The organism is Prevotellamassilia timonensis (assembly GCF_900106785.1).
In the GTDB taxonomy this organism is placed as follows: domain Bacteria; phylum Bacteroidota; class Bacteroidia; order Bacteroidales; family Bacteroidaceae; genus Alloprevotella; species Alloprevotella timonensis.
Genome location: NZ_LT629845.1, coordinates 467,199 through 487,196, shown reverse-complemented (window position 1 = coordinate 487,196; position 19,998 = coordinate 467,199). Strand labels below are relative to the sequence as shown.

Genomic DNA, 19,998 nt, shown 5'->3' with positions numbered 1-19,998 from the left:
AAACTGCCCCTGTTGCATAGTTATAACCCGCTACAATACAACAACAATTCACTAAATCAATAACAACTATGAAGAAGTTAATTCTATGTCTGGCGGTTCTTTTTGGAGGCATAGGAACTGCCATGGGACAAACAGCCAATCCGGGCTCTTGGAAGGCATACGACAAAATCAACAAAGCGAATGCCTTGATAAACAAGCACACGTCTGAGGATTTTGAACAAGCCCAGATTCTTTACAAGGAGGCAGAACAGATTATCAACGATGACATTGAAGAGGCCAAAGCAAAAGGCAAAAACAGCAATTTGGCACTCCTTTACACTCAGAATGCCGAATTGCAAGTTAAATTGCTTGACCCCGAATGGAAAAAAGCCGCAGGTGGCATTCCTTTTGACACGTTGAAGTTCTGCAATGGCATTGACAACATTATCAACTTGTACAATACCGCTGCTGAATACAACCAAAAAGCAGATGCCAAAGGACGCGTTAAGCCCAACCCTATTGTAACGGCTAAAACACGTTACGGCATTGAAAAGCAAATGCTCACGATGTATAGCGCATGCGGACTTTTCATGAACAATATGCATAAGTACAAGGAGAGTGCCGAGTACTTCTACAAATTTGTTCAACTGCCTAAGATTTCGCCTGTATTCACTGCGGCCGAAAAAGACTCTGTGTACAAAGCACACGAGAAGGACTACAACGCCTCATTGGTGAACATTGCCAACCTTAGCTACAAAGGCAAAGATTGGAATCAAGCTGTAAAATATTGTAACGAAGCGCTCAGTCAGGTAACGGACTCTGTCAGCCTGCACGACCTCTACTTTATCAAATTGGCAGCTCTTCAGGAACAAAAGGACACTGCAAATTGGGCTAAGACCTTATACGAAGCCAGTCAGCGTACAGGACAAGAAGTATTCTTCTTGCAGTTGATGCAATACTATATCAACAGCAACAAAACTGCTGAAGCTGAAGCTTTTGCACAAAAGGTTGTGGCTGATGAGCCTAACAGCAAAACGTCATGGTACATGAAAGGCTACGTAGAACTTTACCTTGGCAAGAACTATGCTACAGCACGTCAGTCTTTTGAAAAGGCATTGTCTATTGACCCTGATTATGCCAACGCACTCTACCTCGTATCGGTAACTTATACCGACGAAATCATTTCGAAGGTAAATTCTGGCAAGTACCAGTATATTGGTAAGAACCGCAACATTACGGGACGCGGCAAAGGTGCTGCTGCCGAAGCTGCATACAAAAAGCAGAAGGCTATTTACGACAAAGAGTTGAACGAGGTTAAGTCATACTATAAAAAGGCTCAGACTTACTTGGAACACATGCGCGAGATTGCTCCCGACATGGTGAACAAGTGGGCTCCCGCCTTGCAGACAGTATACACCAACCTTGGCATGAAGGACAAGGCTAAGGAAATGGATGCCGCACTCGACGCCTACAACCAAAGCCGCTCTTCAAAATAAAGAATGAGCAACGAAACTAAGGATTATCCCCTATAATTGATATTGAGGTTATGAATGCCACATGGCGTATTCATAACCTCAATTAAGAAAATGCGCATACGATTCCTCTTGAATATCAGTTCTAATATGAAACAGTTTCTTTTGTTACTTGTAATGCTCTTTAGTTTGTCATGTACAGCACAAAAAGCATTTAAGCCTGTCAAGACTGCCTTGAAAGACAAAAAATACAACGAGGCCATCACACAAATAGAGAAGCTACGGACTGACTCCACCTTCAAAAACAACACTAAACTCTGCTTGTATGCCATTGAAGCTTATCGTGGACTTAACGACGCAGAGAACACTAAAATTTACCTGAAAAAGAACTACGACACTTTGGTTTTCTTCTCAACAACCCGGGAGTTGATTGCAATATCACTACAACTGGATTCTATAGAGAATGCCCTACAGCATGAAACTGGAGCCAAGCCCAAACAAAAGCACTTGGTGTGCAGCGTGCTCAACCAATATTATCCTAACATAAACGCTGCTGCACGCTTTTACTATAGCAAGAAGGATTACAACAACGCTATGAGGTTTCTGAGAATTTCGATTGACTTACCTCACAGCAAAATTGGTACATTAGCTAAACTACCCGTCAAAGTTGACACTACAAACAGCGTGCTTTACCTCATTAGCGCATATAATGCTAAAAAGTATGACGAGGTGCATCGCTACCAAGACACAGCCTTGCAAGCCAAGAGCACGCGACGCATTGTGCTACGATACCTTGCACTCAACGCTGAAGCTGAAAACGATACAACGAGCTACCACAGTTTTTTGTATGAAGGTTGGAAAACATACCCTTCAGAGACCTTCTTTTTTACCCGGTTGGCCGATTATTACAACAAGCATAAACACTACGAACGAACGCTCAACATAGCACAAGAGCAACTGCAATCTAAATCGCTGCATAACGCTGCCTACTTGGCACGTTGCGCAGCCTACTACGAGATACAAGACTACGACAGTTGCATTGTTAATGCAAAGAATTTGATTGCCATAGACTCGACAAACGTAGAAGCGCATTACTACATCGGCGCATCATACATTCAAAAGGCTGAACAGGTTGTCATGCCGCAAAACACATCGACACGTAACTATAATAAAGCACTGGCTCAACGACGCGCTTTATTCGCCAAAGCGGAACCCGAATTGGAGCAATTCCGCCGCATGGCACCACAATCACAAAATTTGTGGGCACCCTTGCTCTACAGAGTATATCTTGAGCTCAACAGAGGTGACAAATTTGCCGAAATTGAAAAGTTGCTCAAGAAATTCTGACTAAACCGATTGACACATTACAATATATGAAAAAGTTCATCGCCTCACAATTACTTTCTGACACAGATTGGCAAAAGTTTATCACGTCCAATTATGATTTGCTGCCAGAACTTAGTGGTTCCCATGACAAATCTGACGTGACAAGCGCAGCCATGCTGCACGATGCCATCATCGAAGGCATGGATAAAGAAAAAGCTGAAATTTCCGCCATCACAAACAATACTGACGCACCCAACTTTGACAACACGATAGTTGCTTTGACACAAAGCGGTGGCATGCTTGAACGTGCTACCACCACAATGTACAACTTGCTGAGCGCAGAGACCAACGACGAACTTGACGAACTTGCCAACGAAATGGCGCAAAAACTCTCTGACCATGAAAATGACATCATGCTCAACGAGCAACTTTTTACACGTGTCAAAAAGGTCTATGACAATGAACGCGATCAGCTGGACGGTGAAGACCGCAAATTGCTTGATAAAACATACGAAGCATTTGAACGATCAGGAGCCACACTTAATGACACGCAGAAAGCAACGTTTCGCAACATCACACGTGAGTTGTCTGAATACACACTGAAGTTTTCACAAAATCTGCTGAAGGAAACAAACAACTTCGTTTTGCACATAAAGGACGAGAAAGACCTTGGGGGATTACCCGACATTAACAAGGAAGCCGCCCGATTTGAAGCACAAAGCCGAAAGATGGAAGGCTGGGTATTTACGCTGCATGCTCCAAGTTACGGACCATTTATGATGTATGCCAATAAGCGGAATTTGCGTGAACAAATGTACATGGCATATAACACTCGCTGCACACACGACAATGCGTATAACAATTTTAAGATTGTCGAGCACATAGTCAATTTGCGACGCGAAGTGGCCCAACTTCTTGGCTATAAGAATTATGCAGATTATGCTCTGCGCAGACGTATGGCCCAGAATGCAGAGAATGTTTATGAGCTACTCGACGACCTTATTAACAGTTACTTGCCTAAAGCTAAGGAGGAGGTGGCACAAGTTGCCCAAAAGGCTAAAGAACTTGAAGGCGACGACTTTGTCATGCAACCATGGGATTTCTCATACTACAGTCAGAAACTTAAACACGAACTGTACGACTACGACCCCGACATGTTGCGTCCATACCTCGAACTTTCACATGTGCAAAAAGGAGTGTTAGCTTTAGCTACAAAACTGTATGGTATTACGTTTAAGGAAAACAAGCACATACCCGTTTACCACCCAGACGTTATTGCCTACGATGTCTTTGACAAGGATGAGGCCTTTTTGGCCACACTGTTGGTGGACTTTTTCCCAAGGAAAAGCAAAAAGGGAGGTGCTTGGATGACAAACTATCGTGACGAACACTGCGACCTGCCCTGCAATCAACAAGTGACAGCAAACAATTCGTACCGACCAGTGGTGAGCGTCACGACCAATTTTACAAAGCCAACTAACGACACCCCCGCCCTGCTCACACTTAACGAACTTGAAACATTCTTGCACGAATTTGGTCATGCCTTGCATGGTATCTTTGCCATGACGCACTATGCGGCACTCAGTGGCACTTCTGTATTCTGGGATTTTGTTGAACTACCTTCACAATTTATGGAGAACTATGCAACAGAACCAGATTTTTTGGGTACATTTGCCTTTCACTATAAAACAGGTGAGCCATTGCCACAAAGCTACATTGAGCGTATACGCAAAAGCCGCAATTTCCTTGCAGCTTACTCTTGTATGCGTCAAGTTTCTTTTGGACTGCTTGACATGGCCTACTATACACAGACCTCGGCAACAAGCGAGGACATAAAATCATTCGAGCATGATGCTTGGCATAGAGTACAATTACTACCACAAGTGCCATCGGCATGTATGAGCGTGCAATTCAGCCACATTATGGCTGGAGGCTATGCAGCAGGCTACTACAGCTATAAATGGGCCGAAGTGCTTGACGCCGACGCATTCTTCATGTTTAAGGAAAAAGGCATCTTCGACAAAGACACAGCCAACAGTTTCCGAACCAATATACTTTCGAAAGGAGGCACAGAGGATCCGATGACGCTTTACACCAACTTCCGTGGGCAAGAACCAACCATAGATGCCCTACTGCACAGAGATGGTATTAAATAGTAAATGTGCACATACAAGTAAAACAAATGGGCGCCTCATTACTAAAGCACCCAACATAAAATAGTCCTCCGACAACGGGACATAGAACTCGCCATTAAACAACAAGTTATGACAAAAGCTGAATTACTTGACAGACGCTATCTGCGCATGGCACGCATTTGGGCGGAAAACTCATATTGCACTCGCCGTCAAGTTGGCGCACTTATCGTTAAAGACAAAATGATTATTAGCGATGGCTACAATGGGACGCCATCAGGCTTCCCCAATGTATGTGAAGGAACCGACGGACTTACACTGCCATACGTGTTACACGCCGAAGCTAACGCCATAACAAAGATAGCCCGCTCTGGCAACAACTCCGATGGAGCTACGCTCTATGTAACTGATGCACCTTGTATTGAATGTGCAAAATTGATCATACAAGCGGGTATCAAGCGCGTTGTTTATGCACGGAGTTACCGCCTCACAGATGGCATTGACTTGCTGGCTGATGCAGGAATTGAAATAGATCATATAGCAGAAACTGAAACATCACTGCAAAACAAGTGACGAGCACCAAGCACATCAAGCTTTTTACGCCCCATCACATTACAACGAACTACGTAAAATTGCGGCAAACCGAAGTTAGATGTCACTTGTACATCAGACACTTGAAAGCGCCAACATTTCAATACATACCATAAAATCCGCTCACACGCATTATATCATATACAATGATTAAGCATAACAAAAATCGATTTGTTCCACTGTTCATATCACTAGGTGTCATTGTCGGTATTTTGATAGGGAGTTTCTTTGCCAACCATTTCTCTGGCAACAGACTGAGCATTATCAACAACTCAAGCAACAAAATTCTCGATCTTTTTCACCTCATCGACGATCAGTACGTTGATAGTGTCAACATACCCGACCTGGTAGAGAAATCCATGCCACAAATTCTAAAGGAATTGGACCCCCACTCCACTTACATCTCTGCGGCTAAAGTTGAAGAATCCATGCAGGACCTAAAGGGCAGTTTTTCGGGTATTGGCATACAATTCACGCTCTACAAAGATACCATACGCGTGGTTAAGGTCGTAAAGGGCGGCCCGTCAGAAAGCGTTGGCATACAAGCAGGCGACCGTATCATAAACATAGATGGCAAAGCCTACGTGGGCGATACGATCTCAAACGATGGCACAATGCTGCGACTCAAAGGCCCCAAAGGCTCTGTTGCACGCTTAGGTGTGAAACGTGCCGGTCAACCGCGTACTCTAACGTTTAACATCACGCGTGGAGATGTGCCCGTCAAGACAGTAGATGCGGCATATATGGCGGCACCTGGCACCGGATATATCCGTATAACAGGGTTTGGCGACACGACCTATGCCGAATTTATTGCAGCTCTGACCAAACTGCAGACTCAAGGATTTGCAAAACTTATTATTGACCTTCGCGGCAATCCTGGAGGCTATATGGAAACCGCTGTGCAATTAGCCAACGAATTCTTACCCAAGAACTCACTCATTGTATACACAAAGGGACGTAAATCGCCACGAAAGGAATACCGCACCGATGGTCGTGGAGCATACCAGAATCTCCCATTGGTTGTCTTAGTTGATGAAACATCTGCATCTGCCAGCGAGATTTTTGCTGGTGCCATACAAGACAACGACAGAGGTACCATCATCGGGCGTCGATCTTTTGGCAAGGGATTGGTGCAAGTACCCATCGAATTTCCTGACGGATCCATGCTCCGACTCACGACTGCACGCTATTACACCCCTTCTGGCCGATGCGTACAAAAACCATACAGGCCCGGTGACGAAGAGGACTACGAAGCAGACTTATTGCTGAGAGCTGAACATGGAGAGTATTTCTCGGCAGACAGCATACGCAACTCTGGTGAAAAATATAAAACACGACTTGGACGTACGGTGTATGGCGGTGGAGGTATTGTGCCTGATATTTTTGTGCCACGCGACACTACAGGTATAACCTCCTATTTCAAAGAGGCCTATCTCGGTGGTCTGCTCTTTCAGTATGCCTACGACTACGTAGACAACCACCGTACTGATCTGGCAAAATACAACAATATCAACACGCTCTCTGCATACATCAGCAAAAAGAATATTGTAGAGGGTTTTGCCAACTATGCAGCTAAGGCTGGTTTGAAACGCCGTAATTTGATGATTCAGCGCTCGCACAAGTTGCTCGTTACATACATCTCGTCTGCCATCATTGGCGACATGCTCGATGACAACGAGGCAGCACAGTATGCCAATCGTACCGATCCTGCGGTGAACAAGGCTATCAGTGTTTTAGCCACGAGCAATGCCTTTCCGCAGGCCCCTCATAAATCAAGAGAACAAGCATGGGCTACAATCTGCCGTATCAAACCAAATACACATTTTGCCTGGAGCTTTGGTAGAAACACATTCCTCAACCTATTGCAACAAGCCAAATGTAACGCAAGACCGCACAATACCCCAAGCCTGAAGCATTTGAACGACAAGCCATTGTATGCATTATGTCCGAAAAGAAGACACTTCGTCAACATATAAAAAGCTTGACACTTGCTTTACCGCCAGAAGATAGACTACGCATATCGGAAGATATCATGAAACAGCTCACTGAGCACCCACGCTTCAGAGCTGCAAAAGTTATCATGCTATATCACTCACTGCCTGATGAAGTGTGCACCCACACGCTTCTACAACAATACTGCACGGAAAAGCATCTGCTACTACCTGTTGTCAAGGGCAACTCTATGGTGCTAAGAACATACCATAGAACAAGCGACATGGAAGCCGGCGCATACGGCATAATGGAGCCAGAAGGTCCTGCATTTACTGCATACAACGACATTGATCTCATTATTATACCTGGCGTAGCATTCGATGTAAAACATAATCGGCTCGGCCGCGGTAAGGGCTACTACGACCGCTTTTTGCAACAGATGCAACAGATGCGACAAACACACGCCTACAAAATTGGTGTATGTTTTCCTCACCAACTTGTGGATAGCATACCTGTCACAGCATACGACATTCCTATGGACGAAGTAGTATCTCTGTCTGAATGACAATAAGTCTTAGGTACAAGGACACGCTTTCAGTCATTTTTTCGAACATCTTCATTCTAAAACACCCTTCTATGACACTCGACATACTTATTTGTTCACTCAACAAGGGGGTGGTTCGCATACAAGATGTACTGCTGCCACCACAACCCAATGTGCATTACATTGTATCGTATCAGTACACAGACGAGCGCTATCTTGACCTCATACCTCAAGCACTTGGCGCACGTCCAGATGTATCGGTTTACACATACAAGGGGCAAGGACTCTCTGCCAACCGAAACCTTGCACTCGACAAGGCTACCGCAGACATTATCATGTATGCCGATGATGATGCACACATTCTGCCTGAGACTCCAAGTCTCGTCATGCGCAGGTTTGAAGAAAACCCACAATACGACGTACTATTTTTCAAAGCATCAACTTACACAGACAAACCTCTGAAAAACTATCCAGACAAGGACTTTGACGTATTGGCGATGCCTGCACTATACACCATTTCTGCACTCGAGATGGCATGCAAACGTCAGAGTGTGCAAGGCTTCATACGTTTTGACGAGCGATTTGGACTTGGCACAAAATTCCTCACATGTGGCGAGGAAGAAGTATGGCTTGAAGATGCGCTACGCGCTGGCCTCAAACTGCATTACTTTCCTAACAAAATCATAGAAACCAGCACCATGCTCAAGAAGTCGCTCATATACATCGATGCCGGTGTACAACGAAGCCGTGGAGCCATAGCTTATTACAAACATGGCAATCAAGCATGGTGGACTTCATTTTGCTTTGCGCTTCAAAGTGCCAAAAATGGCTATTGTCATTTCCTGCCCCTTATGCGCCATTTGGCAGAAGGCATTCGCTATATGAAACGAACCACTAAATAAGCAGTGGTAAGCTATAAATTAGACAAGTACTTAATAATAGTCGTTAGAAACAATTACAAGTTAGGCATTGCTACCCACATCACGAGTAGCAATGCCTAACTTTATTATTTTCAATCCCAATCGCACTCTTTGTACCCCTAAAATGTCCCACACACTTGACAACAAGCAAACCAAATACATAGAATTTATGGTATTAGGCCAATAAGTACCGAAAAAAATCGCATTTTAGCCATAAAACCCGTAATTTTGCGCCCGATATGAAAAGTAGGCTACCTATCAACCACAAAACAATGCGACGAGCAATCACGTTGTCAATCATACAAATGTGTTGTGCAAATACACAGCACCTTTATGCGATTTCACCAGTCACGCAGACAAAAGCAACTAACGTTGCAGACAGTGTTGGTACCTACCAAGCAGACAGTATTGGTACCTACCAAGCAGACAGCATTGGTACCTACCAGGTTGACAGCATACAGCCTGCACACAATAAAGGGTTGATAAAGAAAGTCATAGGGTACTTCCGCGACTCGAACAAGCCCAAGAGCAACAAAAAGGTTGACTTTGGCTTTGTGCCTGGTCCCAACTATTCTGGCACAACAGGCCTCGGATTGGGATTTCTTGGTACAGCAACCTACTCTGCCGACCATAATGATGCAACGTTACCCAGGTCAAATGCCTCTATATATAGTAACATGACTACCAAGGGGTTCTTCATGGTGGGCTTACGCGGTAACCACATATTTCCACACCAACGCTTCCAACTCGACTACAAACTCAACCTTTCAACTTTTAGCACAAGTTATTGGGGCATAGGATATGCCGAAAACGACGATGACAATAACGAAACTGACTATCGCCGCAACCGCATAAACGCCATGGCACGATTTATGTGCAAATTGGCACCCAACACCTATATTGGACCATTGGTAAGCTATCGCGTGATACAAGCCAAAGGCGTAAAGAGCGAATACCAGCACCTGTGGCAAGGACAAGACAAAACGATACGTGCTTATACCGCAGGACTGTCATTTACCTACGACTCACGTGACTTCATGCTTAATGCGTCACGAGGTGTGTTTTTACAAATAGACCAAACCTTCACGCCACGCTGCTTTGGCAACGGACAATACAACTTTTCAAGCACCGAAGCCACATTTGCCACCTATGGCCGTTTGTGGAAAGGGGCCATTATTGCCGGGGAGTTGCACGGGCTCTTCAATTACGGTAACACACCATGGGCCCTCTTAGCCGAAGTTGGTTCAAACGACCGTATGCGCGGCTATTATGAAGGGCGCTATCGTGACAAGAACATTATCGAAGGCCAGCTTGAACTGCGGCAACACATCAAAGGTCGCAATGGCGTTGTAGCATGGGTAGCACTTGCCAATGCATTCCCCGACTTCGACCACATAGCGTGGCGTCACACACTACCAAATGCTGGTGTAGGATATCGTTGGGAATTCAAAAAGCGCATCAATATTCGCATAGACTACGGATTTACGCGCAAGGGTGGCGGTTTTATATTCAACATCAACGAAGCATTCTAAAGAATACCCTTTGCATCGTACAAAACAACATATATAACATTCACTATGAATTTCAAAAGCATCACATTAGCTCTTATGCTTGCCATGACGAGTTCTGCAGCAATGGCCATCCCCTATTCACCGGATTACCTGCAAGCAGACCAAACCGATAGTGAAACTGGCAGCATGCAATTCATCCCCAAAGGCAACTTTGAATCGTGGTCTTCTCAATCTATCAAAGAGAGTGGTATAATTGGTGGAAACACTGTTACACTCATGCACATAGGTAGGCCATGGGGATCATCTAATGTATGGGCAAAAGTCAGTGGCGTTACCAAGACCAACGTCAGTGTGTATCGTGACACGCACCCCGGACACGGACATTGCGCGAAGCTTTACACTCACATTGTCGAAGCAAAAGTGCTTGGCATCATCAATATCAAGGTGCTTGCGGCCGGCTCCATATTCCTTGGCAGCACATTACAACCAATCACCGACACCAAAAATCCGATGGCCAAGCTCAATGCCGGCCTCCGCTTTACCAAACGTCCGAAAGCAATTGTTTTCGATTATAAAACCCATATTGTCAAAGGTAATCGCATACGCCAGAATGGCATCACAAGGGGTGCTACTGTTGCCGGGCAGGACATGGCCGATTGTATACTCTACCTGCAAAAACGTTGGGAAGACGCCAGGGGCAACATTTATGCCAAGCGTGTAGGCACCATGGTGCACCGTTTCAGTTCATCAACCAATTGGCGCAACAACCAATCATTCGCCATACATTATGGTGATATCCGCAGACAAAAGTTTTATAATTCAGCATGGGGTCTCACCTCTGGCGCACTTACCAAGTATGCACGTAACTCAAAGGGGAGAATGGTGCCCGTACGCGAGGTAGGTTGGGCTGCTGCTAACGAAGTTCCTACGCACATTGTACTTCAGTTTGATTCAAGCCATGGTGGCGCATACGTTGGTACAGTAGGCAACACCTTGTGGGTTGACAACGTTCGTTTAGCATACTAAAAGCGAAACATAACCACACCAATAAGGGTAACTCCCGATAGCATGTGCAAATGCCATGCTATCGGGAGTTTTCTCATGTCACCATATAAGCCAACAATTATTACTGTCCGCTAAAACACAAAATAATATGGAAATTATTGGTGTCCGGCAAAACGCCGAAACGCAACTTTTTCCGTCTTAAACCCTTTATAAAAAAAGTGTAGATTTTGTACACATATATTTGCCCCCTCCCCGTTTGCCTACTTGTAAAAGAGAGTGTGTGCTTTTACTGCCATCTTACACTTTTTATACGTAACAAGTTGATATACAGAGGTTTCAAGAGTGTAAGATGTATTCAAAGTATCATACACTACCCTGCATACATCTTACACGCACCCCCCCGCTGTCGCGCAGTCAGTTTGGACGTATGCGGCGGGGTTTACGCCACAGGGACGTAGAACAATCTGTCGGAGCAACAGACGTTTCTACTCCCCAATGCCGTGATATCGTCCTCTCGTGTTTGTGCCGTGTGGCAGTATGTAGGGTGTGTAGGGTGTGTAGGTAGTGTGTAGGTAGAATTTGTAGTATCTTACACTAAGTAAAGCATTGATAGTCAATGAGTTGCAGCGTGTTTGTGTAAGATGTAAGATACTCGGTGTGTAAGTTGTTGTAGTGTGGTAAAAGCCACAAACGCTACCTCTAATGGGGGCGACGCGTCCCGCGTCGGGCATAAAAGCAAAGGTTCATACACCCAATAAAGGCTCACAGGCAGCACTAATTACACGCCTGTCTGTGAAAGCCTTTGCTTTTAACGCGGGACGCGTCGCCCCCATTAGAGGTAGCGTTTGCTGGTAGCCTTTGGGATGTCATCACATAAAGCAAGAAGCGCATTTCATGACCATCAATCATGAAATGCGCTTCTGCTTTAAGACATAGACATTAAGTCCGCCAAGACTTAATCCTCCTCCATATGACGCACTATGCCATGTTTGGCACCCCTCACAAATTCGAGGATATCTTCAATTTCCTCACTCATAGGTATCTGCTCAGGAATCTTGAGCACTGCATCTTCAAGACTGAAGTTACCAGTATATATAATGCGATACGTATTGGCAATATGGCGAATAATACGATCTGTCTTATTAACATGTTTCAATACAACGGCATTAACTCCGTGGTATGAGGCAGGATTACCACCCAATATCACATAAGGAGGCACATCCTTCTGTACACGGCAACCACTTTGGATAAGGGAGTAGCGGCCTACACGTACATGCTGCTGTACAACAACACCTGTGCTTTGTATTGAACAGTCGTGAATTTCACACTCGCCGGCAATGCAAGCACCAATGCCTACAACACACTTATTGAATATGTGTACATCATGACAAATGTGCACGCGGTCCATAATAAAATTGCTATCACCAATAATTGTAGCCTTGTCAGGATACGTGCTGCCAGCTATCACCACATTTTCACGAATGCGATTGTCGTTTCCGACAACCACCTTTGTAGAAGTTCCCTCCACATAGTGAAAGTCTTGGGGAGTCGCACCAATTACAGCATTCTGATAAACAATGTTGCCACTGCCCATTGTTGTACCTTTAAGAATGCTGGCATGCGACTTGATAACACAATTATCACCGATCACAACACCCTTCTCAATATAGGCAAAAGGGCCGACCTCCACGTTTTGACCAAGTTTGGCCTCGGGGTCAACATAAGCTAAAGGACTAATCATGGAATAAAGTTTTTAATTAAGATAAACTGTAAGGACGAATACACTTAGTGTGTTGGAACATAAGATTACGAGGTTACAAAGTTTCCTTAGTCACCACATGTAACAAAAGAAACCTTGTAACCTCATTTATCTAATAAATACCAACCATATTATATTCTACCTTTAGTATTATCAATATTGGGTTAGTTATTTTCAGTTTCACGGCCTCCGCCAAGCGCCTGATAAAGGTTGATGGCGGCCTGCACCTTGTCAAATTTGTCCGAAATCAGCGTCAACTGAGCCTGAATGAGGCTCTGCTGTGCTGTAAGCGTCTCAAGATAAGTGGTACTTGTGCTGTGTTGGAAAAGCATTTTAGTGTTCTCCAACGCCGTAGTCAATTCAGCCACCTGATGTTTGCAAGCCTCCTCCTGCAGGGCAGCAGCCTGATATTGTGCAAGAGCATTGCTCACTTCTTGGCCGGCACTCAACAAGGTCGATTTGAAATCATTTTGTGCAGCCTCATACTGCAACTGCGAGATCTTCAAGTTTGCCTTGAGTTTGCCATTGGTAAAAAGCGGCTGAGTAATCGAACCGAGCAAAGTGGCAAGTATCTTGCCTGGATTGACAATAGCGCCAGCATTGTTCGTCCAACTTCCCTGCGCTGTTATATTGAGCGAAGGATAGAAAGCCGACTTGGCTACGTTTACGCCATAGAAAGCCGATGCCACCTTCATTTCAGCAGCATGTACGTCTGGACGGTTGGCCAGCAGCTGAACTGGCATTCCAACAGAGTATTGTGTTGGGAAATTATCTGCATTAAAAGCACCACGACCGATATTGTGCGGAGCCTCGCACAACAAAGTACAAAGCGCATTTTCAGTTTGTGTTATACTGTTTTGCAGTGCAGGCACAGTACTTTGCAAATTATAGTAATTTGCCTTAGCCTGCGACACGGCAGCCTGATTAGTCATACCGCCCTCCTTCATGGCCTCCATTGCGCGCACATTCTCTGCCCAAATGCCGATAGTCTCCTGCGTAGTCTTAAGCTGTTCATCAAGCATTTGCAGCGTGTAGTAAAGGTTGGCCACATTGGCTATAATAGCAGTACGTGTAGCTTGCTTTGCAGCTTTAGTCATTTCGAGGTTCATCTCGTACTGTTTTTTCGTGTTACGAATTGAACCCATCGAACCAAATTGCCAACTTGCTGCTATCGGGAAAGCATAAGTTTTGCTGGCCTTGTTAAAGTCCCAACTTGACATGGTTCCCTGTGGTTGAAAGGCTATGCTCGGATAGTAAGCCAGGCGCTGCATTTTCAAACCAGCCTGGATTTGCTGAATACTCAAATCAGCATTAAGCAAATTAGTATTGTTTGCCAAAGCCTTGTTGATAAGAGCCTGCAGTTGCGGGTCGGTAAACACCTCCTGCCATGGTGTATTGCCATAGCTGGCGGTGTCAGCTTTAACCACATCAGTTGTTGTGTTGCGATACAAGCTGTCAATACCTTGTGCCAATGTCTGAGGGCGCTCGTAGTTCTTGTATATACCCGAGCAACTTGCCATCAGCATGGCACAACCTATGATAGGAAAATTGATTTTCATATATGTAATTTATTGAAGCGTTAAGTAACAAGTAAAACCATGAACAACCAAAGAAGTTGAAGTAATAAGTAAAACATCATTGCATGAACCTCATGCCGTGCAACAACATTCTACTTATTACCAGTTTTACATATCACCTAATGCACCTTTACTGGCATTATTTAGTGTATTGTTCAATATCTGAGCTTGCCTCACTGTTATCCATATCCTCCCATGTGATAGGCTTGATCTTCTCCTGCAAATATTCAAAGATCACGAACAACGAAGGAACGATAAAGATCTGGAATAACATACCAATCAACATACCGCCAATGGCAGATGTACCAAGCGAGCGGTTGGCATTAGCACCTACACCAAATGAGAACATCAAAGGCAACAGACCGATGATCATGGCCAAAGACGTCATCAAGATAGGACGCAGACGGGCACCAGCACCAAGCACTGCAGCCCAAGAGATGCTCATACCCATCTTTCGGCGTTCAAGAGCAAACTCTACAATCAAGATGGCATTCTTAGCCAACAGACCCATCAACATGATAAGTGCAATCTGCACATAAATATTATTTGCAGCCTCGCCAAAAATAGGCAACACATTGTTGATAGCACCTACACCCTGAATAAAGAGGAATGAGCCAGCCAAACCGAAGGGCACAGAAAGCAACACTGCGAAAGGCAACATGTAACTTTCGTACTGGGCAGCAAGCAACAAGTAGATAAACACAAAGCAAAGCACAAACACGATACCAGTGGAACTGCCTGAATTCTGCTGTTCCTCACGAGTCTGGCCCGAGAACTCAAACGAATAACCCGTAGGCAAACTCTTTTCAGCCACTTCTTCAATAGCCTTAATTGCCTGACCTGAAGTATATCCCGATGCAGGGTTACCATTCACAGACATTGAGGTGTACATATTGAAACGGTTGATATTGTCAGGACCATAGGTCGGGGTTACCGTCATGAACTCTGTGATAGGAGCCATTTCGCTACCGTTACGCACCTTTATCTTGTACAGACTCTCAAGGTTTGCACGATCGGCTTGTTCACCCTGTATCATTACACGATAAATCTTACCGAAACGGTTGAAGTTTGAAGCATAAAGACCACCATAGTAACCTTGCAACGTTGTCAAGATATCCCTGGGCGAAAGTCCGGCACGCTTACACTTGGCCGCATCAATATCAATAGTATATTGAGGGAAGTTGGTGTTGAAGGTCGTCTGAGCAGACTCGATTTCAGGACGTTTCTGCAAGTCTGCCAAGAAAGTCTGAGCCACCTGGTAGAACTTGTTCAAGTCGCCACCGGTACGGTCTTGCAAGTTGAATGTAAAACCGTTTGTCACACCATAACCACTAATCATAGGCGGCTGGAAGAAGAGAACCTGTGCATCCTTAAACACGTCACGCGAACGCAGATACAAGTTGGCAAAGATTACGGTTGAACTCTCCTTCATAGAGCGTTCTTCCCAATCCTTCAACTTGATAATGAACGAACCATACGAAGGACCTTGTCCACCAATGAACGAGTAACCCGATACAATGGTGCTGATTTCAACAGCCGGACATGAACGCACGAGGCTGTCTACCTTGTTAAGATAAGCTTCGGTGCGGTCTTGCGATGTGCCAGGAGGCATGGTTACAACACCCATAATGGTACCGGTATCTTCAGAGGGCACCATGGCCGTAGGCGTGATATTCATCATCCATACCAACAAGGCAATACTACCAGCAACAAAGCCGAGTGAGAGCCAAGGGCGTTGAATGAAGATAAGCACCTTCTTTTTGTAAGACTTCAATATCTTGTCGAACGAAGCCTCGAAAGAGTTTTGGAATTTTTTCGTAGTCAGACCGATGAAGGCCAATATAGCTACAATTGAAAGAATAACAGTGATGACAGGGTGCGAATCAAAGTTGAAGCCACCGAATATCAAGCCGAGGATAGAGATTACAACCAATATCAGAGTGATACTGGGATGAAGTATGCGGCCAATGCTTTCGGCATAACGCTGATACATTGTTCGGCCAGCAGCCTTGTAAGCCGTGCCCATGCGTTGTTTCAACGATTCTTCCTCCTCACCATGTGCCTTGTGCGGTTTCAGCAAGATGGCACAAAGGGCAGGCGAAAGCGTAAGGGCGTTCAAAGCTGAGAAACCGATGGCAATGGCCATGGTCAAACCGAACTGACGGTAGAACACGCCCGAGGTACCCGACATGAAGCTCACCGGAATAAACACTGCCATCATCACGAGCGTAATAGACACGATGGCCGAGCCTAACTCACGCATGGCATCGATTGAAGCCTTTCGTGCCGACGTGTAACCTTGATCCAACTTGGCATGCACGCCTTCCACCACCACAATGGCATCATCCACCACAATGGCAATGGCCAGCACCATGGCCGAAAGTGTCAGCAAGTTGATCGAGAAACCAATGGCATACAGAGCAAAGAATGTACCAATCAAAGCCACAGGAATAGCCACAGATGGTATGATGGTGCTTCGCATATCCTGCAAGAAGATATACACCACTATAAACACGAGGATAAATGCCTCTATCAAGGTTTTGATTACTTCGTGAATAGAGGCAAAAAGGAAGTCGTTTACGTTCTGAGCCACAGTAATCTTCAAGCCTTGAGGCAAGCCCTTCTGTGCATCATCAAGCAACTTCTCACAGTCCTGAATGATTTCAGTTGCATTTGAACCTGCCATCTGCGAAATCATACAAGTTACTGACTTGTGACCATTAACCTTACCCGAGAAGCCATAGCTTACACGGCCAAGTTCTACACGTGCCACATCCTTTAAGTGAATAATCGTACCATCAGGATTAGCCTTGATCACAATATCCTCAAATTCGGGAACCTGGCTCAAACGACCCTTGTAACGCAACGTGTACTGGAACGTCTGGTTTTCACGTTCACCGATGTTACCAGGTGCGGCCTCAATGTTCTGCTCAGCCAGTACACCGCTGATGTCCGTAGGCATCAAGTGGTATTCTGCCATCTTCTCTGGATTGAGCCAAATACGCATAGAATAGTCGGCACCCATCACCATGGCATCACCCACACCCTTTACACGCTGAATCTGCGGAATGATGTTAATTTTTGCATAGTTCTCAACAAAAGCCTCATCGTAGCGGTCCTCTGTATCCGAAACAGAGAAAATCATCAACATTGAACTCTGACGCTTCTGTGTAATCACACCTACCTGCGTTACCTCCGAGGGCAACAAACCCTGTGCTTTAGCCACACGGTTCTGCACATTCACAGCTGCCATATCAGGGTCAGTACCCATCTTAAAGGTAATCTGTATGGTGGCAGCACCTGTATTGGTTGCAGTAGATGTCATGTAGTCCATGTTTTCCACACCATTGATTTGCTCTTCGAGCGGAGCAATAACGGAGTTCAACACGGTCTGCGCATTTGCACCCGTATAGGTGGTGCTCACCTGCACAGTAGGTGGTGCGATGTCAGGATATTGGACAACTGGGAGTGATACCAAACCCAATACACCCAATATGACAATCACAATTGATATCACGGTAGAGAGTACCGGACGGTTAATAAACCGATCAAGTGTCATATTGCTAATATATTTAATTGATAAACAACAAGCGGCTGTCAAGTCAAAGCCCTATATCCGCTTGCTGCACATATTATTATACTTGATTATGCTTTGAGCCTTTATTACTTTTCGCCCGGCATCTTGCCGTCCTTCATGGCCTGCTGTTCCTTCTTCTGGTTAGCACGGAGCTGAGCAAGCGTAATAGGATTGATTTTCTGGCCATTCTTCAACTGGTTCACACCATCTACTACGATGCGCTCACCCGAACGGAGGCCCGAGGCTATTACGTAAGTTTGACCATCATTCTGCGGCAGCACAGTAATTTCGCGAGTGGCAACAGTCTTATCGTTGTTCAACACATAAACAAACTTCTTGTCCTGCACATCAAATGTAGCACTCTGTGGCACAATGATGGCATCGTTTGAATGAGTAGGAACAAGGATTGAACCCGTACCACCTGAGCGGAGAATGTGCTGTGCATTGTCAAATGTAGCACGCATCTGCACCGAACCCGTTGAAGAGTCTATCACACCGCTTACAGTACTGATGGTACCGCTCTGGCTGTAAGTTGAACCATCTGAAAGCAAAAGGCTCACTGCAGGCATCTTCTTAATAGCAGCATTCACGCCACCGGCCTCACGCGTAAGGGCAAGTAATTGCTTCTCGGTCATTGAGAAGTAAACATACATCTTTGATATGTTTGACACGGTGGTTAAAGGATCGGCCGATTGTGCACTTACCAAGCTACCTACACGATAAGGAATTGAGCCCACCACACCATCTGCCGGACTTGTAACCGTACACCAGCGCAAGTTGTCCTGTGCGCTCTGCAACTGGGCCTCAGCCGATGCCAACTGGGCCTCGTACGAAGCCAAAGTGTTTTCGGCCATCTTCAAGTCGTAGCTCGAAATGATATTCTGCTTAAAGAGCATACGCTTATTTTCCACCGTAAGTTTTTGAGTGGCAATATTGGCTCGGCACACACGAATTTGAGCCTTAGCTGCCTTTACCGCAGCACGATATTGTTCAGAATCAATCAAAAACAAAGGCTGACCTTTACGAACAGTTGAACCTTCGTCAACAAGCAGTTTTACCAAGTAGCCTGACACCTTCGGACGAATTTCGATATCCTGCATACCCTTGATTGTTGCCGGATACGATGTCTTCAAGTCAGCCGACGTGGTTTGTACAGTTTCTACTGCAAAGTCATTGCTGGCTTCGCCCATCTGTTTTGACTTGCTGCCGCAACCGGTCAAGACCACTGCGGTAAGCACCCATAAAGCGATTTTCTTCATGTGTTGTTTGTTATAAGTATTTTATTTGTGTTTCCTTCTTTCCGTTTACATCAGTGCATACTACACCCTAATATAAACTTTGTGCAAAGTTACGGCAAAAAAACTGAATGCAGTGTGTTAGTTTTCCTTGAAAATGTGCCCATTAGTAATTTTTAGTGCAGAAAAAGGTACAAAACGCCCCAAATGTATATTACAGATTGCAATAAGGTAATTGACACACGATGCGCACAACTCAGGCCATGCTTACCCCGTTGACCGTTTTTTGGGCTGACGAGATAACGAATTGACAGGTTGACGACTAAGTATGTCCTGCACTTTTTGTTATGTTAAAGACAGAAGAATAAGGAACGCAGAAACCTGACAAACACACGTGTCGCCCCATCAATTCGCCAACCTGTTAAATTACTCCGCCAA

13 protein-coding genes are annotated in these 19,998 nt (G+C 45.1%); 9 read left to right on the top strand and 4 right to left on the bottom strand.

Going from position 1 to position 19,998, the window contains the following annotated elements:
- Window positions 1-68: 68 nt before the first annotated feature.
- The 9 genes from BQ5453_RS10620 to BQ5453_RS10580 all read left to right on the top strand — a co-directional run bounded on the left by BQ5453_RS10620 (window position 69) and on the right by BQ5453_RS10580 (window position 11,433).
- Window positions 69-1,475, top strand: a complete 1,407-nt coding sequence (locus BQ5453_RS10620) for a tetratricopeptide repeat protein (RefSeq protein ID WP_143033380.1) — start codon at window positions 69-71, stop codon at window positions 1,473-1,475.
- A 126-nt stretch (window positions 1,476-1,601) separates the two neighbouring features.
- On the top strand, window positions 1,602-2,798 hold the full coding sequence (locus BQ5453_RS10615; protein ID WP_143033379.1) for a tetratricopeptide repeat protein: 1,197 nt from the start codon (window positions 1,602-1,604) through the stop codon (window positions 2,796-2,798).
- 152 nt (window positions 2,799-2,950) lie between these two features.
- Window positions 2,951-4,933, top strand: coding sequence for a M3 family metallopeptidase (locus tag BQ5453_RS10610; RefSeq protein WP_083361256.1), 1,983 nt, complete (start codon window positions 2,951-2,953; stop codon window positions 4,931-4,933).
- 108 nt (window positions 4,934-5,041) lie between these two features.
- Complete coding sequence (locus BQ5453_RS10605; protein WP_071123191.1) at window positions 5,042-5,482, top strand: deoxycytidylate deaminase; 441 nt, start codon at window positions 5,042-5,044, stop codon at window positions 5,480-5,482.
- A 164-nt stretch (window positions 5,483-5,646) separates the two neighbouring features.
- The gene (locus BQ5453_RS10600) at window positions 5,647-7,476 is read left to right on the top strand and encodes a S41 family peptidase (RefSeq protein ID WP_071123190.1); all 1,830 of its coding nucleotides are present in this window, start codon (window positions 5,647-5,649) and stop codon (window positions 7,474-7,476) included.
- A complete protein-coding gene (locus BQ5453_RS10595) occupies window positions 7,443-7,997 on the top strand; it encodes a 5-formyltetrahydrofolate cyclo-ligase (protein ID WP_071123189.1) in 555 nt (184 codons plus the stop codon). Before BQ5453_RS10600 ends, BQ5453_RS10595 begins: the two co-directional genes overlap by 34 nt.
- Before the next feature lie 71 nt (window positions 7,998-8,068).
- The gene (locus BQ5453_RS10590; protein WP_071123188.1) at window positions 8,069-8,878 is read left to right on the top strand and encodes a glycosyltransferase family A protein; all 810 of its coding nucleotides are present in this window, start codon (window positions 8,069-8,071) and stop codon (window positions 8,876-8,878) included.
- Window positions 8,879-9,168: 290 nt separating this feature from the next.
- Window positions 9,169-10,428, top strand: coding sequence for a BamA/TamA family outer membrane protein (locus tag BQ5453_RS10585; protein ID WP_161942415.1), 1,260 nt, complete (start codon window positions 9,169-9,171; stop codon window positions 10,426-10,428).
- Window positions 10,429-10,473: 45 nt separating this feature from the next.
- Window positions 10,474-11,433 carry a PCMD domain-containing protein gene (locus BQ5453_RS10580; protein ID WP_022102894.1) on the top strand — a complete coding sequence of 320 codons (960 nt, stop codon included), beginning with the start codon at window positions 10,474-10,476 and terminating at the stop codon, window positions 11,431-11,433.
- 934 nt (window positions 11,434-12,367) lie between these two features.
- On the opposite strand, the gene lpxA is transcribed toward BQ5453_RS10580, so the two are convergent.
- The 4 genes from lpxA to BQ5453_RS10560 all read right to left on the bottom strand — a co-directional run bounded on the left by lpxA (window position 12,368) and on the right by BQ5453_RS10560 (window position 19,584).
- Window positions 12,368-13,153 carry an acyl-ACP--UDP-N-acetylglucosamine O-acyltransferase gene (gene lpxA, locus BQ5453_RS10575; RefSeq protein ID WP_071123187.1) on the bottom strand — a complete coding sequence of 262 codons (786 nt, stop codon included), beginning with the start codon at window positions 13,151-13,153 and terminating at the stop codon, window positions 12,368-12,370.
- Window positions 13,154-13,335: 182 nt separating this feature from the next.
- Window positions 13,336-14,730: a TolC family protein gene (locus BQ5453_RS10570; protein ID WP_071123186.1), complete on the bottom strand. Its 1,395-nt coding sequence runs from the start codon at window positions 14,728-14,730 to the stop codon at window positions 13,336-13,338.
- A 157-nt stretch (window positions 14,731-14,887) separates the two neighbouring features.
- Window positions 14,888-18,307, bottom strand: a complete 3,420-nt coding sequence (locus BQ5453_RS10565; protein ID WP_071123185.1) for an efflux RND transporter permease subunit — start codon at window positions 18,305-18,307, stop codon at window positions 14,888-14,890.
- A gap of 104 nt (window positions 18,308-18,411) precedes the next feature.
- Window positions 18,412-19,584, bottom strand: a complete 1,173-nt coding sequence (locus BQ5453_RS10560; RefSeq protein WP_071123184.1) for an efflux RND transporter periplasmic adaptor subunit — start codon at window positions 19,582-19,584, stop codon at window positions 18,412-18,414.
- Window positions 19,585-19,998: the final 414 nt, after the last annotated feature.

What these genes read in the sequence shown, in the direction of transcription:
- BQ5453_RS10620 (WP_143033380.1), top strand. Translation starts at nt 69, where the DNA reads ATGAAGAAGTTAATTCTATGTCTGGCGGTTCTTTTTGGAGGCATAGGA.
- BQ5453_RS10615 (WP_143033379.1), top strand. Translation starts at nt 1,602, where the DNA reads ATGAAACAGTTTCTTTTGTTACTTGTAATGCTCTTTAGTTTGTCATGT.
- BQ5453_RS10595 (WP_071123189.1), top strand. Translation starts at nt 7,443, where the DNA reads ATGTCCGAAAAGAAGACACTTCGTCAACATATAAAAAGCTTGACACTT.
- BQ5453_RS10605 (WP_071123191.1), top strand. Translation starts at nt 5,042, where the DNA reads ATGACAAAAGCTGAATTACTTGACAGACGCTATCTGCGCATGGCACGC.
- BQ5453_RS10560 (WP_071123184.1), bottom strand. Translation starts at nt 19,584, where the DNA reads ATGAAGAAAATCGCTTTATGGGTGCTTACCGCAGTGGTCTTGACCGGT.
- BQ5453_RS10565 (WP_071123185.1), bottom strand. Translation starts at nt 18,307, where the DNA reads ATGACACTTGATCGGTTTATTAACCGTCCGGTACTCTCTACCGTGATA.
- BQ5453_RS10600 (WP_071123190.1), top strand. Translation starts at nt 5,647, where the DNA reads ATGATTAAGCATAACAAAAATCGATTTGTTCCACTGTTCATATCACTA.
- BQ5453_RS10570 (WP_071123186.1), bottom strand. Translation starts at nt 14,730, where the DNA reads ATGAAAATCAATTTTCCTATCATAGGTTGTGCCATGCTGATGGCAAGT.
- BQ5453_RS10590 (WP_071123188.1), top strand. Translation starts at nt 8,069, where the DNA reads ATGACACTCGACATACTTATTTGTTCACTCAACAAGGGGGTGGTTCGC.
- BQ5453_RS10580 (WP_022102894.1), top strand. Translation starts at nt 10,474, where the DNA reads ATGAATTTCAAAAGCATCACATTAGCTCTTATGCTTGCCATGACGAGT.
- BQ5453_RS10610 (WP_083361256.1), top strand. Translation starts at nt 2,951, where the DNA reads ATGCTGCACGATGCCATCATCGAAGGCATGGATAAAGAAAAAGCTGAA.
- lpxA (WP_071123187.1), bottom strand. Translation starts at nt 13,153, where the DNA reads ATGATTAGTCCTTTAGCTTATGTTGACCCCGAGGCCAAACTTGGTCAA.
- BQ5453_RS10585 (WP_161942415.1), top strand. Translation starts at nt 9,169, where the DNA reads ATGCGACGAGCAATCACGTTGTCAATCATACAAATGTGTTGTGCAAAT.